16 protein-coding genes are annotated in these 15,416 nt (G+C 31.6%); 1 reads left to right on the top strand and 15 read right to left on the bottom strand.

What is annotated here, in order from left to right; translation table 11 throughout:
* Positions 1-133: 133 nt before the first annotated feature.
* The 11 genes from B5D12_RS01620 to B5D12_RS01570 form a co-directional block, all read right to left on the bottom strand.
* A complete protein-coding gene (locus B5D12_RS01620) occupies positions 134-955 on the bottom strand; it encodes an aldo/keto reductase (protein ID WP_078755186.1) in 822 nt (273 codons plus the stop codon).
* A gap of 101 nt (positions 956-1,056) precedes the next feature.
* Positions 1,057-2,133 (bottom strand): mannonate dehydratase, encoded by a 1,077-nt coding sequence (uxuA, locus tag B5D12_RS01615; protein WP_078755185.1) that lies wholly within the window; start codon positions 2,131-2,133, stop codon positions 1,057-1,059.
* 11 nt (positions 2,134-2,144) lie between these two features.
* Positions 2,145-3,734, bottom strand: a complete 1,590-nt coding sequence (locus B5D12_RS01610; RefSeq protein ID WP_078755184.1) for a mannitol dehydrogenase family protein — start codon at positions 3,732-3,734, stop codon at positions 2,145-2,147.
* A gap of 21 nt (positions 3,735-3,755) precedes the next feature.
* A complete protein-coding gene (locus B5D12_RS01605) occupies positions 3,756-4,505 on the bottom strand; it encodes a Nif3-like dinuclear metal center hexameric protein (RefSeq protein ID WP_078755183.1) in 750 nt (249 codons plus the stop codon).
* Between the two features lie 4 nt (positions 4,506-4,509).
* Positions 4,510-4,875: a Lin0368 family putative glycerol transporter subunit gene (locus B5D12_RS01600; RefSeq protein ID WP_078755182.1), complete on the bottom strand. Its 366-nt coding sequence runs from the start codon at positions 4,873-4,875 to the stop codon at positions 4,510-4,512.
* Between the two features lies 1 nt (position 4,876).
* Positions 4,877-5,230, bottom strand: coding sequence for a Lin0368 family putative glycerol transporter subunit (locus B5D12_RS01595; RefSeq protein WP_078755181.1), 354 nt, complete (start codon positions 5,228-5,230; stop codon positions 4,877-4,879).
* A 5-nt stretch (positions 5,231-5,235) separates the two neighbouring features.
* A complete protein-coding gene (locus tag B5D12_RS01590; protein WP_078755180.1) occupies positions 5,236-6,843 on the bottom strand; it encodes a glycoside hydrolase family 43 protein in 1,608 nt (535 codons plus the stop codon).
* 12 nt (positions 6,844-6,855) lie between these two features.
* Positions 6,856-8,796 carry an alpha-glucuronidase gene (locus B5D12_RS01585; RefSeq protein ID WP_078755179.1) on the bottom strand — a complete coding sequence of 647 codons (1,941 nt, stop codon included), beginning with the start codon at positions 8,794-8,796 and terminating at the stop codon, positions 6,856-6,858.
* Positions 8,789-9,418, bottom strand: coding sequence for a hypothetical protein (locus B5D12_RS01580; RefSeq protein ID WP_078755178.1), 630 nt, complete (start codon positions 9,416-9,418; stop codon positions 8,789-8,791). The genes B5D12_RS01585 and B5D12_RS01580 overlap by 8 nt, the downstream gene beginning before the upstream one ends.
* A 4-nt stretch (positions 9,419-9,422) precedes the next feature.
* Positions 9,423-10,178 (bottom strand): ABC transporter permease subunit, encoded by a 756-nt coding sequence (locus B5D12_RS01575; RefSeq protein ID WP_143412017.1) that lies wholly within the window; start codon positions 10,176-10,178, stop codon positions 9,423-9,425.
* A gap of 130 nt (positions 10,179-10,308) precedes the next feature.
* Positions 10,309-10,812, bottom strand: a complete 504-nt coding sequence (locus B5D12_RS01570) for an ABC transporter substrate-binding protein (protein ID WP_078755177.1) — start codon at positions 10,810-10,812, stop codon at positions 10,309-10,311.
* Between the two features lie 277 nt (positions 10,813-11,089).
* On the opposite strand from B5D12_RS01570, the gene B5D12_RS01565 reads away from it, so the two are divergent.
* Positions 11,090-12,268 (top strand): ROK family transcriptional regulator, encoded by a 1,179-nt coding sequence (locus tag B5D12_RS01565; protein ID WP_078755176.1) that lies wholly within the window; start codon positions 11,090-11,092, stop codon positions 12,266-12,268.
* A gap of 70 nt (positions 12,269-12,338) precedes the next feature.
* On the opposite strand, the gene B5D12_RS01560 is transcribed toward B5D12_RS01565, so the two are convergent.
* The 4 genes from B5D12_RS01560 to B5D12_RS01550 all read right to left on the bottom strand — a co-directional run bounded on the left by B5D12_RS01560 (position 12,339) and on the right by B5D12_RS01550 (position 15,411).
* Positions 12,339-13,004 carry an aldo/keto reductase gene (locus B5D12_RS01560; RefSeq protein WP_200802978.1) on the bottom strand — a complete coding sequence of 222 codons (666 nt, stop codon included), beginning with the start codon at positions 13,002-13,004 and terminating at the stop codon, positions 12,339-12,341.
* A 1-nt stretch (position 13,005) separates the two neighbouring features.
* Complete coding sequence (locus tag B5D12_RS10535) at positions 13,006-13,323, bottom strand: aldo/keto reductase (RefSeq protein WP_200802977.1); 318 nt, start codon at positions 13,321-13,323, stop codon at positions 13,006-13,008.
* A gap of 64 nt (positions 13,324-13,387) precedes the next feature.
* A complete protein-coding gene (locus tag B5D12_RS01555) occupies positions 13,388-14,419 on the bottom strand; it encodes a sugar ABC transporter substrate-binding protein (protein WP_078755175.1) in 1,032 nt (343 codons plus the stop codon).
* A gap of 35 nt (positions 14,420-14,454) precedes the next feature.
* Complete coding sequence (locus B5D12_RS01550; protein WP_078755174.1) at positions 14,455-15,411, bottom strand: ABC transporter permease; 957 nt, start codon at positions 15,409-15,411, stop codon at positions 14,455-14,457.
* Positions 15,412-15,416: the final 5 nt, after the last annotated feature.

Genomic DNA, 15,416 nt, shown 5'->3' with positions numbered 1-15,416 from the left:
TTTTCTTCCCACCTTCATCAAAATAAACTAACCTTCTCTCTTTAAAGATTAGTTTATCATTTTTGCGTTCAAGTGACTAGAGCGCTTTCTTATTTCCTATATTTTTTATCAAAACTTACCAATAATTTGCATTTTATTGAATAGAGTCTAAATATTCCATATCCTCTAATTCAATTTCAAAATCTAATTTCGCATTCTCAATAATATATTTTTCATGAACAGATTTTGGTAGAGGTAAAATGTCTTTTTCTAATAAATAGCGAATACAAATTTGTGGAATTGATTTATCATATTTAGAGGCCATCTTTTCAATTTGTTCATTGCCTAATAGTCGCCCAGTAGCAATCGGTGAATAACCTTCAACTAAAATATCATTGGCTTTACAAAACTCTAACACTTCAGGGTTGGTTTTTCCGATATGATAGATAATTTGGTTGACCATTGGTTTTACTTTACAAGCTTCCATAATATTTTCTAAATCTTTAACATCAAAGTTTGATACGCCAATCGCTTTGATACTTCCTGCCTCATAAGCTTCTTCTAATGCACGCCACACTTCACGGTTTTCTTCAAAATATTTCAAATTTTCCGGATTTTCATGCATGATTGCCCATGGACGTGGGGCATGAATTAACATTAAGTCAATATACTCTAAATCTAATTCTCTTAAAGCTTGTTCAATGCTCTCTTTGGCTTCTTGATAAGTTTTACGTTCCGCCGGCACTTTAGTGGTTACAAAAACATTCTCACGTTTTAGACCTGAATCTCTAACTGCTCGGCCAACCTCTGTTTCATTACCATAAACAATCGCAGTATCAACATGGGTATATCCATTTTTTAAAGCAAATAACGTTGCTTTATAAGCATCTTCGGGCGCTGATTGCCATGTCCCTAATCCTAATTTGGGAATTTTAACACCATTGTGCAGTGTAAAAGTTTCCTCTAAAATTGTCATTGTGTATCCTCCTAACATTGATTGCTACTTATAATTATAATGGTAACGCTGTCTTTTGTATAGAAGAAGTATTTTTTTAATTTATTTATTGCAACATTGTATTACTTAGTTGTTAATTTTAAAGTATCCCAACATCCATTTAAATACATGACACCTAAAGCTCTGTCGTATAAGCCATACCCTGGTCTTACATTACTCTCGTTTTCTCCAAAAATATGTCTTCCATGATCCGGTCGGATAAAACCATTAAAATTAGATTCGCATAAAGCTCTCATTACTCCTATAATGTCAACTGTACCATCCTCTGATTTATGCGATACCTCACTAAAACTACCAGTTTCATCAACTCTTACATTTCTTATATGCATAAAATGAATTCTATCTGAGAAATCATTAATCATTGCAATCAAATTATTGTTTGTGTTCGATCCCAAAGAACCAGTACAAAATGTTAATCCATTATACTTACTAGTATTTACATCTAGAAGTTTCTGAATATTTTCTTTGTTACTTACTAAACGAGGTAATCCAAAAATAGGAAAAGGTGGATCATCAGGATGAATAGCCATTTTAATATCCCATTCTTCGCAAATCGGAATGATAGAATCTATAAAATATTTAAAATTAGCGCGTAATTTTTCTTCTGTTATACCCTCATATGCTTTAAAAAGTTCTTTAATACGGGTCATTCTTTCTGGTTCCCATCCAGGTAAAGTCAAATCTCCTTCTCCTTGTTTAAATAAATCTAATAATTCATTTGGTTGAATTGATAAAATAGTATTTTTATCAAAATAAAGTGCAGTTGATCCATCCTCTAAAGGATGAAACATATCTGTTCTAGTCCAGTCAAAAATAGGCATAAAATTATAACAAACTATTTTTACATCATTTTTTGCTAAGTTTATTAAAGTTTGTTTATAGTTCTCAATATATTGATCTCTAGTGGGTAGACCTAACTTAATATCATCATGAATATTTACACTTTCAACTATACTCCCACTTAATCCTGCTTTATGAATAACTTTTAATTCTTTTTGAATTTCTTCTTGAGTCCATACTTCGCCTGCCATTTTCTTATGCAAGGCCCACACAACTTCTTTTACACCTGGAATTTGCTTTATATATTCTAATGGTATGGGATCATTTCCTATTCCATACCATCTAAATGACATTTTCATCATTTCACCTCTTATACTAAAAATTTTTCCAAGGTTCTTCTTACAGATCCTGTACCTTGATTCATTTCCATATAATACTGTTTAATCCTATTAGATAAACCTATTTGAACCAAATCAACGCCAAAGATTTCTTTCCTAGATAATAATCCATCAATTTTATTCAGATGTTCTTCAGAATCGTAATCTTGATCACTAAAAATATTTTCAATTTCTTCTAATAACGGATCAGGACTTTGTTCAATTTTCTCTAGTTCATCGTTTGTTCCCTGTAGGTATCTCAGCCAACCAGCAATAACCAAGGGGATACCAACTAATTTCTCTAAATTTTTCTCTTCATTCAAGTATTTTTTTAAAGTTTCACCAAACCTTACACTCATTTTTTGAGATGTATCGGTGATTATTCTTTGGGGGGTATCCGGAATAAACTTATTTGGGAGCCGAACCATGATAACCTCATCTAGAAATGTTTTGGGATCAATAATGATTGGGTCTTTAACTACAGGTAGACCTTCTTGATAACCAATTCTATTAATTAATTTTAATAACTCTACATCTTTCATTTCATCTGCAATTGAATGATACCCTAATAAACATCCAAAGATAGCTAGACCTGTATGCAATGGGTTTAAACATGTAGTAACTTTCATTGTTTCAATTAAATGAACTGTTGATCTATCAGTAAAAATAATACCCACCTCTTGAAGTGGTGGTCTACCGTTAGGAAATGAATCTTCAATTACTAAATATTCCGTTTCCTCCCCATTAACAAACGGTGCTACATATGTGTTTCGACTTGTTGTAATCGGTTGTATCTCTTCAAACCCATCTTGTTCAAGATTCTCTGCAATTTGGGTTGAAGGTCTCGGTGTAATTTTATCAATCATTGTCCATGGAAAAGAAATGTAATTTTTATTATTTAAATATCTTAAAAATTCTGACTCAACTAAATTGTTTTCTACCCATTTTTTTGCATACATCATAATGGAATTTTCTAAAGTCTCTCCATTTCTAGACATATTATCCATGCTAACTATTGCTAATGGATATGGACCGCTTTTAAATCTTTTATATAATAAACTAACTAATTTTCCTAAATAGCTTTCAGTTCCATTTGGTCCTGATTCAAAATCATTTTTTACATTATGAAAATAATTTCCTGATGAATCAGTCAATTTATAACCTTTTTCTGTGATTGTTAAGCTAATAAATTGCAAACTTGGATTTTCAAAATAATTTACTAATTTTATAAAATCATCTTCATCCCTTTTCATTTTTAAATATTCTGCTACACTAGCTAGAATATCTTTTTCAATTGCTCCGTTGGATTTCAAAGTCACGTTTATAGTTAAATTATCATACTTTTTTAGATAGTCTATAAGTTCATAGTCAAATCCCTCAGCGACTATAATCCCTCTATCCATTAATCCTCGATTTAACATTTTTTGTTGAGCATTTGCCAAAAAAGCTCTGAATATATTTCCCGCACCAAAGTGAATCCATTCTGGTGATTTTTTCGTATTATAAATCATTTTATCTATATCGAAGTTAGGGTGTTTGTATATTGTATTTTGTTTTTTTACAAGTTCTTGAGTTAAAATCATTCTCTTCACCTCCACTAACATTTACAAATAAGTTACTTTTAACGTTGGAAATTTTTGTTTTAAATTATGCATAAACATCTGCATACCATATTTTTCACTTACCTCATGTCCAATAATAATTATAGATTTTTTGTTAGAGTTTAAAGTATTGTAATCCTTAATATAGTAAGGAATTTCCCATTCCGGACCTTCTCCATATATTATCAAATCAACATCTTGATTTTCTATTACAGGAATTAGATTATCTGAACTACCTCGGTAGCCGACAAGAACACAGACTTTTTTTATGATTTGATTATCTTCTCCAAAATGTTTTATCGTTGAAACCTCTAAGGTTTCTTTAACTTTTTCAACATAATCCTTTAAATATGTCGGTGAAATTTCACTAATAGTATAATACGCACTTTGAGTAATTACTCTGTCAGCTAAATCTAATTGTTTTACAAGTCCTTCAGTGATAGTGTCTGGCAATATCCTATGAACCATGTCGTGATGTCGGTAGATAGTTAAATTATGTTTTTTAATATAGTCCTGTTTTTCTTGTGCTAATTTGCTATTTTCTAAAAATTTTTTATTATCATGTGAGTAGTAAATTCCCTCATGCGAAATAATAAAATTTGCACCTATTTGTAAGGATTTTTTTAATATTTCCATAGTTGCTAAAAATGTAACCACTACTTTTTTACACTCTTGATCAGTATTTCCTTCAACTAAACCATCCACATCTGTCTGTTTAAATAAATCTATCTCTAAAATCTCTAGAATTTTCATGTTTTTACCTCATAAAGTGTAATATTATTCCGGCTAACGTACCGCCAACTATTGCTTGTATTAATAAAGACCAGTTGATTAATTTAAGAATATTCAGAGTTTGGTTTTTATTTTTCAATTGAAAAATTGATTTTATCATGACTCCTATCCCAGCTGCTAAAGCCATATCAATCCAAATTGGCCCACTTTGGACTATCATATGTGAATCAATACCATGATTTAGTAACCAAAATAGGCCAATTAAGGAAAAAGATGTGAAATAACCATTATAAATAACATTATCTTTAATAAATTCATTAAAAAATCTATTAATGACGAAGGAGTACATCATGGCACCTAAAAATGTTATAATCATTTCTTTTCCGGACATATTAATTCATCTCTTCTCTTTCTGATATATATGCCATAATTCCGCCTATACATCCACCTAATAAGACAATTATAAAAGTAGGAAATGATTTATATAATCCATCCACACCAGTTTGTAAAAAATCTCGAACAATACCTGCAGTAGCAATGCCTAATGCCATATCAATAAAACTTAATTTTTCATCATTCATAATCAGTTTCATATTATGATTAATATTCCAAAATAGTCCTATAATAGCACCACTAGCTAGCATTCCTCCAATTAATCCTAATTCATCGTACATAGGTCCCCAAATACTCATTACAAATAACCCTGATAATAAAAATCCCAAAACATTAAAAATATTTTGCTTCATATCTGTCACTCTTCAACATATGAAAAATAGTCGAAATCTGCATGCAATTTTTGACCAGTTAAATCTACAGCATGAACACCAACGAATGCTCCGGTAAAGAATCCACCCGATTCAACATAATCATCTGAAAGTTTAATACTTTCAAATTGAATCTCTATTTTATTCCAATTTATTCCATCAAATGAGTATGAATAGTTATAACTCAATCCATCAACATCAACAGCCAAATACACACCAGAAAGTGAAGTAGGAATCTCTATCTCTCTTCCTTCAAGTTCGTTCTTTAATTTAAATTGATCACATGAAAGAATATCTAATATGCGTCCTTTTTCTTCATTCATTGTCACATGAATGGATGTCCAGTTTTTTATTGAATAATAATTAACTAATCCCGCAAATTGTTGGTATGTTTTAGGTGAAAACTCTACATATGTTTCTGCTCTAAACTTTAAACTTTGCCATCTTCTTGCTACCATTGATTGCTGAAATAGGTTATGTGGTGAACCACCACCATATAATCTTAAATAACCAGGTCGTTCTGTTAATGAACCCATTTCCTCATTAAAAGGTATTCTTAACGTATTAAAATGGATATTTAAGGTGGAATCTTCAAAATCGTCTTTTTCTAAATAAGTATCTTTCCATTTAACCTCTTTAATTTTAGGTCCATTAATTTCTAGAGAAGGATAATTTCCTCCTTCAACATATGGCCAATCATTTTCCCAATATAATCTTTGAATTGCAGTTTCTCTACCTAATGGGCAATATCCTCTAAATTCTGAAACTCTCGTTCCCGCCTTATTAATGGGTCTTCCTGTTAAATGAACTAAAAACCATTCATCTGTATGAGTCTTAACAATGGAAGCATGGCCAGCTTTTTGAAGAGGATTAAATGGATGCAAAGCTGAAGATATCAATGGATTATCTGGATGAACTTCATAAGGCCCATCTATTGTTTCACTTCTAGCAATTGTCGCTGCATGTTCGTATTTAGTTCCTCCTTCAGCTGTTAAAAGATAATAATATCCATTAATTTTATATAAATGAGGTGCCTCAGTTAATCCCCACTCTGTCCCTTTAAAAATTATCTTAGAATCCCCAATTAATTTTTGCTTTTTATGATCATATTCTTGTAAAGAAATTCCATAGAATCGATGATTATATGAGCGGTAATCCCAAACCATATTTACTAAATATTTTTTCCCATCCTCATCATGGAATAAAGAAGGATCAAAACCTGAGCTATTTAAATAAATGGGATTACTCCATTCACCATCAATAGTGTCACAAGTAATTAAATAATTATTTACATCTTTGAAGACATCTCCTTCAACAACTTTTACATCAGAATAAATCAACCAAAATTTTCCATCACTGTAACTCAGTGCTGGAGCCCAAACACCACCAGAATCACTGTTTCCACGCATATTTATCTGGCTCTCTCTTTCGACTGGATGTTTGATTAACTGCCAATTTTTTAAGTCTTTGGAATGATGAATTTGAACTCCTGGAAACCACTCAAATGTAGATGTTGCTATATAATAGTCTTCTCCTACTCTACAAATACTAGGATCCGGATTAAAGCCTTTTAAAATTGGATTAATAATTTTCATACTTTTCTCCTTTTATAAATATATCTTTCGTCCATTCTCATCTTTTATCCCTGATTTTCTATAAAAATAAGTATTAATTTGATCTCTCCATTCAATACTTAGCCTATATTGTTCATTTAATCTGTCCAAAATATTTTCAAAATCGACGTGATCAACTACCTCTTTAAAGTTTTTCCATTGTTCGATATATTTCTTTACTCTTTCCACACCTTCGAAATGATTATCATAAATATCTTGAATTAATGTTTTTCCATTTTGTAACACATGGGTATATGGAACGTGGTGGAACCATAGTAATAAATCATCTGGGCATGTTTCTAAAGAATTGTAATAATCACATATTTCATCTGAATATTGCTCAACATATCCTGTTCCAGTTTTTGATCTATCGACACCAACACCATCTCTATCAGCAAAATGGTATGTCCCCCAACGATCATATTCATAACCATCTATATCCGGACCATAATGATGATTAGGTCTGCACATGAAGCCAACACCATTTGGGGCATTATACAATTGGTAAGTTTCTCGAGATGTATTCAAAATCTCTTCTAATATTTCCGAATAGTCATCAGTTAGATTAAACGTTAACTTTACCCATTCTTTAGATATTTCTTCTGTTGTCAGACAATTATTCCAAGCTAAGCGTCCGTACGCATATAGATTTATTTGCATTAACTTATGTCCAGTCCAATTATTATCTGTTCCAACTACACCTACTGCACAAATCCCCGAATGTTCGCTAACAGGTGAATTTTCTTTTATCATGTCTTTTACGAAACTTCCTACTCCATTGTGTTGTGTATCGAAATCTAAAGCTTCTTTCCAAACGGGTACTTGATAATATATTGCTTTTTGTTGCCCTGTATACTCTTGTGTTAATTGAAATTCAATAATATGGTTCGTTTTTTTCAAAGCTCCAAATAAAGGTGAAACAGGCTCTTTTACCTGAAAATCAAGTGGTCCCAATTTAATTTGCAAGATGACATTATTGTTAAATTTTCCATCGTATGGCATAAAATGATCATAAGCAGCTCTCGCTCTGTCGGTACTTCTATCTCTCCAATCTTGTGTACTATTATAGACAAAGCAACGCCAGATACATAATCCTCCGTGTTCTTCTAATAGTCTGCCAAACATATTTGCACCATCTACATGTGATCTATTATAAGTAAATGGACCAGGTTCTCCTTCAGAATCTGCCTTTACTACAAATCCACCAAAATTTGGAATATAGCGATATAATCTATCTATTGTTTCTTTCCAAAAATGTATCACATTTTCATCCAAGGGATCTGAAGTATCTAAATTTCCCACTCGCTTGGGTGAAGCAAAATTAATTGAAAGGAACATTTTTATACCAAATCTATTAAAAATTTGATTTAAGATAACTAATTCAGGTAAAAACTTTTCTGTTATTAACTCAGTCTCTATCTTATGAACATTTACATTATTGATTGAAAGTGCGTTAATACCAACCGATGCTAATAACCTTGCATACTCTTCTACCAATGTAAAATCTCTTCTAAAAGAGTTATCTTTAAAGAATATTGACTCACCCGCATAGCCTCGTTCTATTGTTCCATCCATATTATCCCAATGATTAATCATTCGAATGGATTGGTCTGGATTTGAAATTATTTCCTCATACTTATTTTTTAAAATTTCTCTTCTGTACAGAGTATATAACCCATAAAGTAAACCCATGGTATTCTTTCCGATAATTTCAATTATTTCATTTTTATTTATTATTTTAAAACCATCTTTAATGAGATCAGTGTCATTTTGAATTTTAAACTTTATAATCCTTTTCCCATTTGAATAATTTTCTTTACAATTATCAAATAACAATTTAATTTCTCTACTAATTTGTTTAGTAATATCATCGACTTGATCTATTACAAAGCCATCAAAACCTTTTACTTTTTTTTCTAACCAACACTTATCCATTATTTTTCTCCTTTCGTAGCTTAAACATAATCTCTAAAAAGAACGGAAAAGCAATAACAATCAATACAGGTGCATAGAAATAAAATAATATAAAAAGTATAAAAAACAATACTATGTACGTAATCCCCAACTTTGGTGTACCATAAACAAACATTAAACAATCAATATAATTAAGTAAAATCTTCTCTTTCGTCTTGAGATCAAATATTGTTCTGTATATTAATTCTAAATTTGAACCAACAACAAATACAGTGGTAATAAAAAATAAAATTGAAAATACTTCTAATTCCTTAAAATAACTAATTATACTTATTACAATAATTATAATTGAATTAACTAACATAATAAGGAGCATTTCTAAAAAATATCTTTTTGTCTCATCAAAAATATTATTAACAACATTTTTCAACTTCTTATGTTTTATTGCCAAAATATAAAACCAAAGACTAATTGTGAAGATAATATTACAAATTAAAAATATTACCAGATTATCTCTACTAATTCGAAACACAATAAATATAACTATCACTGGAATATTTATAATATAGAAAACCAATATACGAGGTAATACTTTATAAATCCATAACATTAAATATTTTGATAATAAGTCTATAATATTCATTAAACTAACCTTTTATACCCGAAGAGGTAACACCTTCAACAAAGTATTTTTGAGAAGAAAAATATAATAATATAGCTGGTAGTAAAGATATTATTGACATTGCCATTATTTGATTCCACTCAACTACTCCACTACTTGTATCTATATTCATTTTCAATGCCACAGAAACTGGATGTTTTTCAACAGAAGTAATATAAATTAACGGTCCTAAATAATCATTAAAACTCCATACAAATTGAAATATTACACAGGATACTATTGCTGGTTTTAAAGAAGGTAAAAGTACCTTTGTCAAAAATGGTGTTTGTTGCATATTAGGTACTTCTAAACCATATTCATACCCTTCTTTTACTACTCCGTCAATCTGTTCATCCTCAGTTAGTACTTCAACGGCAATTTTAGAAGCTGGAATACCTCTCGACGTACCCATCAGCTTAATTCCTTCTGGATCATTTAATATAAAATTGAGGAATTTAGCACTTAATTCAGGATTTTTGGTATTTTTAGAAATAGAAAATAACATTGTTGGTTTTGACATTGTTCCATCAAATTTAGCATTCTCTATTACTGGCATTGGTGCGATTACTAGTTCTTGATTAGTTTCTTTTAATGTTGCCTCGTTTGATTTTAAACCACCATTCCACTCTAGTACGCCTGCATATTCACCATTAATATACTTAGCATTTTGAGCAACTGATACAGGTTCAGTTCCTACATTTTCAAGATATGATTGTCGAGAGACAAACACTCTAGAATCCACTAAATCCTTATACCATGTGCTTCCTTATAATCTTCTTCTGAATAATTCATATTTCCGTTCACATCAAATTCAGGCTTTCCAGTCTTTTGCTGTAAATAAAGAGTAGCAGCAAATTTTGGTGTTGGTGATACTAAAAGGAAAGAGCCTTCTGGTAGTTTTTTGCTATTTCCTTGTATTCATCCCAAGTAGTTGGTATTTCAGAACCAAGTTTGTCAAGAATTGTTTTATTCATAGCAATAATGAGAACATTTTCTACTTGCGCTATCCCTTGTAAAATCCCATTAGATTCCCCAAATTTAAGAAATTCTTCATCAAATTGAGATAAATCGATAATATCTTTTAACTCATTTATATCATAAAAACCATCTCCGTTAGGAGAAAACTGATCAATCCAGTTATATAGAACAATCATCACATCAGCTTCTGTACCACCAGCGAATTGTGTAGTAAAATTTTCAACGAGACTACCAAATCCCGAATATTCTGGTTTTATTTTAGTATCTGGATTAAGCTCTTCAAACTTTTTAATTGTCTCTAATGTTAATTGATGTCTATCATCATTGCCCCACCATGAAACTCTTATTTCTTCTGCTAATGCAGCTATAGGATTTAATATCGTAGAAGTTATTCCCACTGTTAATAATGATTTAAAAAAACTTTTTTACTATTTTATTCATAATATTACTCCTTTTTCTATTTTGATTGTCATATTCCAATTAATAACTTACCTAAGTATCAATTATCCCTCCTCATCCCATTATTGACTCAGGTTTGTTTGTGTGTTAAACTAACTTATATATTAATTGTATCCCTTTTCATAATGGGGGTCAATTGTTTTTTGTAAAAACATTTAGTCTTTTTTGTTCTCTTTCTATGATATAATTATTATACGAATAAATAGGAGATATTTTATGATTTCATCAGTATATAGTATTAGAAATAACAACGAATCTTTAGTATTAAAAGCTATCATTGAAAATGGCCCTATCTCACGAGCAAGCCTTTCGGAATTAACTACTTTAAACAAAGCTTCTATCTCATCAATTGTTAAAACGCTGATTGAGGAACGTCTTGTTAATGAGACCGGAATCGGTGATGCTAGTTCTATGGGTGGTCGTAAACCAATTTTATTAGAATACAATAGTTCCTCAGGAGCAGTTGTTGCCATCGATATTGGCTACAACTATATCAATGTTTTGGTTACTTTCTTAGATGGAAAAATCATTTTGGAACAACAACTAAGAAAAATTGAAATTAACACAAACACCATTAATGACTTATTAACTGACATTTTAGACTACGTTATAGAAAATGTTCCCAAAACAAATAAAGGGATTATCGGATGTGCACTTTCAATTCATGGTATCACGCAAAACAACACGATTAATTTCTCGCCAATTTATGATTTAATTGGGGATGATTTATACCAATTCTTATCCAATAAGTATGACTTCCCATTTTACTTTGAAAATGAAGCAAATTTAGCTGCTTTAGGAGAGTATACTTTCGTTTCACGCGCGGAAGATTTACTATGTATTTCGATTCATGGTGGGATTGGTTTAGGCATTATTGAAAATGGGCTGTTGCATCATGGTAATGCCGGTAAAGCAGGAGAAATTGGACACTCCATTATTTTCCCACATGGAAAAGCATGCGGATGTGGAAATAAAGGGTGTTTAGAAAAATATGCCTCTCAACAAGCGATTTATGAGAGTGTATCGGAAGCCTTCAAAATTAATATTGATAAAATAAATTCAGATTATTTGGTTAAAATGTTAAAAACCGAACAAAGAGAAGCTCTTTTAGATTTGCTAAGAGAAAAAGCCATGTATTTAAGTTTATGTATCAATAATATTATTCTTTTCCATGATCCAGAAGTTGTTTATATTGACAGTTCTGTATATGAAAAAATCCCTGAATTGCTAGAGTTCATTCTCGATTCATTAAATAGTCGTTTCACAGAAGGCGTTAAAATAAAAACTTCCGCATTTGAAGGACGCTCTACTTTATTTGGAGGGGTGGCACTGGTATTACGTAACTACTTAAACATTCCAGTCTTTAAATTCCGTAATTATTATCAAGAAAACTAAATATTTTCATTAAATAACACCTATCAAACTGACTTTTCTCGTCGCTTTGATAGGTGTTTATTTTCGTACTCTAATAATCTCCTCGAATATGATTATGAACTTCATTCCAATAAAAATCTTTCAATCGTGTGAGTTCTTCTTCTGTGTAGTCTTTAGCATTAAAGACCTCAAGATTACTTTTAACTTGTTTGATATTTTTAAAACCTGGTATGGCAGCTGTGACGCCCTTTTGTTGAACAACCCATTTTAAAGCTGCGACCGGCATACTAATCCTTTCTTCTTTAATCCATTCTAACTGATTAACCAATTCAATACCTTTTTTGAATGGTAAGCCACCAAATGTTTCTCCAACATTGAAAGCTTCACCGTTCTGATTATAATTACGATGATCATTTTCAGGAAAAACAGAGTTAATGGTATATTTCCCTGTTAATAAGCCACTTGCTAGGGGTACCCGTGCTAAGACCCCAACGTGTTTTTGTTCTGCTAATTTTATCATTTGATCAATGGGCTTTTGTCTTAGCATATTAACAATTACCTGAAGACTACTAGCTTTGGTATTATTTAAGACAAATTCACCTTGTGCATCTGTTTCAACACTGACACCATAATAACGTATTAACCCTTCTTTTTGTAATTGTTCTAACACATCAAAGACGGCTAATTGTTCTAATATTTCAGTACTTGGACAGTGAATTTGATATAAATCTATCGCATCCATACCTAAGTTTTTCAAGCTATTTTCGGCATAATTTTTTTACTTTTTCATATGTGTAATTATCTGGGTTAGTGAAGTCATCTTTACGTCCAAATTTAGTTGCAATATAAATTCTTTCTGTTCGTTCTTTTAAAACTTCTCCTAAAATCTGTTCGCTTTTACCCATTCCATAAACATCAGCTGTATCAAAAAAATTTACGCCTTGATTAATTGCATAATGAATTGCTTGTTTAGCATCTTCTACAGATACATTGCCCCAGTCACTTCCCATTGCCCATGTACCAAAACTTAGTTCACTAATTTTCATATCGGTATTACCTAGCTGTTTATAATTCATTTTCATGCTCCTCTCTTTTTTAAAACTTAAGACCGCAACAAATGTCACGGTCTCATATTCAATATTATTCTGTTGTATCAGTAGATTGTTTTTGTTTTTCTTTACCGTACTCTACTAATTCTTCTGCACGTACAAACTTAACATCGATAGGAATATTATCTTCTAATTCTTCACCATCAATTGCTTTAACTAAGTTTTCAATTACTTGAACTCCAATGTTATAAGCGTCTTGGTCAACAATTGCTGTAATACGTCCGTCTTCAATTCCTTTTTCCCATGTTGGAGTGTAGTCAAAACCAAAGTGTAAGATTTCTCCCGCTTTATTTTGAGCTGCTAAAGCTTCCATAACTCCTACGTCTGGACCTTCTGAACCTAAAGAGAATACTAGTACTAAATCAGCATTACCAGTAATTTGGCCTTCTAATTGTTCTTTTGAAACTGCAGCTTGGTCTTTATCTTGAATGGTTTCCAAGAATTTAAAGTTAGCAGCATCGTCACCCATTACTTCGTTAAATCCTTCTTTTAATCCTTTTTCACGAGCAATCATTGTCGGTTGTGCACGGTCTACACAGACAACAGAGATTGAACCAGAAGTGATTCCTTTTTCTTTCAATTCTTCTGCTGCTTTCATCCCTAAATCACGACCTGCGAGAACATTATCTGTTCCTACATAAGCAGTACGATCTTCGGGGTTTTCTAAATCAGCATCAAATGTTATAACTGGAATATTAGCGTCCATAGCTGCTTTGATAGGCGCCTTAAACATATTAGCTTCAATCGGTGCAATCGCAATACCCGCAGCTTTATTCGAAACGGCTTCATTAATGAATCCAATATGTTTTTCATTTTTTTGCGCTTCTGCTGGGGGTGAAGTTTTGACAACTAAATCATATCCTAATTTCTTAGCCGTATCTTCAGCCCCTTTTCTCATTGGGTTCCAATATGCACCAATATCAACGATTGGAATAAAATATAATGTTTTATTTGCTTCTCCAGAATCTGCTGTTGTATTATCTGAAGAACCTGTATTACCGCAAGCTGCTAAAAAAGTTGAACTTGCTAATAAACTTAATAACATTTTTGTTATTTTTTTCATGCTAAATGCTCCTTTTTCTTTTTTAAATGATTTTTTTAGCTGTTCATTTCAGCTTTTCTTCTTAAATAATCGATGATAATAGAGAACACAATGACAACACCTGTTACCACTTGTTGCATAAATGCGTTAACGCCTAGGATTGCTAACCCATTATTAAATAGTTGTAATGTGAAAATACCAACTACCGCACCACCAATAGTACCAACACCGCCACTAAATTGTGTCCCCCCCATAATCGAAGCAGCCATCGCTAGTAGGTCTAGCCCTTGGCCTTCATTAGGACCACCGACGTTAAGATTACTCATTAATAAAATACCCGCAATTGCTGCTAATGCGCCTTCAATTGCAAACATTTTAATGACATGTTTATCGGTTTCAATACCAGATAAACGTGCTACTTCACTATTAGAACCTACTGCATAGCAGTAACGTCCAAAACGTGTATTTTTCATAATATACGAGAATAGTATAATAATTAATATAAAAATTAATGTGTTCGTATAAATGATATTACCAACTACTTTAGTACCAGCGATTTTTCCAAACCAATCTGGGGTACCCGTAACATAGATTCCATTTGTGATGAACATAATGATACCGCGAATAACATAATTAGTACCTAAAGTTAAAATAAACGCAGGTAGGTCTAACTTTTTAATTAAGATACCATTGATTGTCCCAAAGATAACTCCAATTAAGATAGCAATTGGAATGACTAAAATAGGCGACCAACCTAATGAACCTAAGTAAACTGCTGTGGTCCCTGTAAAGGCTGCAATAGATGCAATTGATAAATCCACATAACCGGTTATCAATACCATACAGTAAGCCACTGTCATAATGCCAACCGGTGGAATTTGTCTAAAAAAGTTAGAGATATTACCTGCTGACAAAAACATAGGACTTAATAGCGAGAACATTATAAATAAAATAACTAAAACGACATATACCGAGTACTGTAAAAATAAATTTTTAATATCAAATTTTTTCATCTTTA

The organism is Globicatella sulfidifaciens DSM 15739 (assembly GCF_900167405.1).
Taxonomy (GTDB): domain Bacteria; phylum Bacillota; class Bacilli; order Lactobacillales; family Aerococcaceae; genus Globicatella; species Globicatella sulfidifaciens.
Note: the sequence above shows the minus strand (reverse complement) of the source record. Positions and strands in the feature narration are given on the sequence as shown.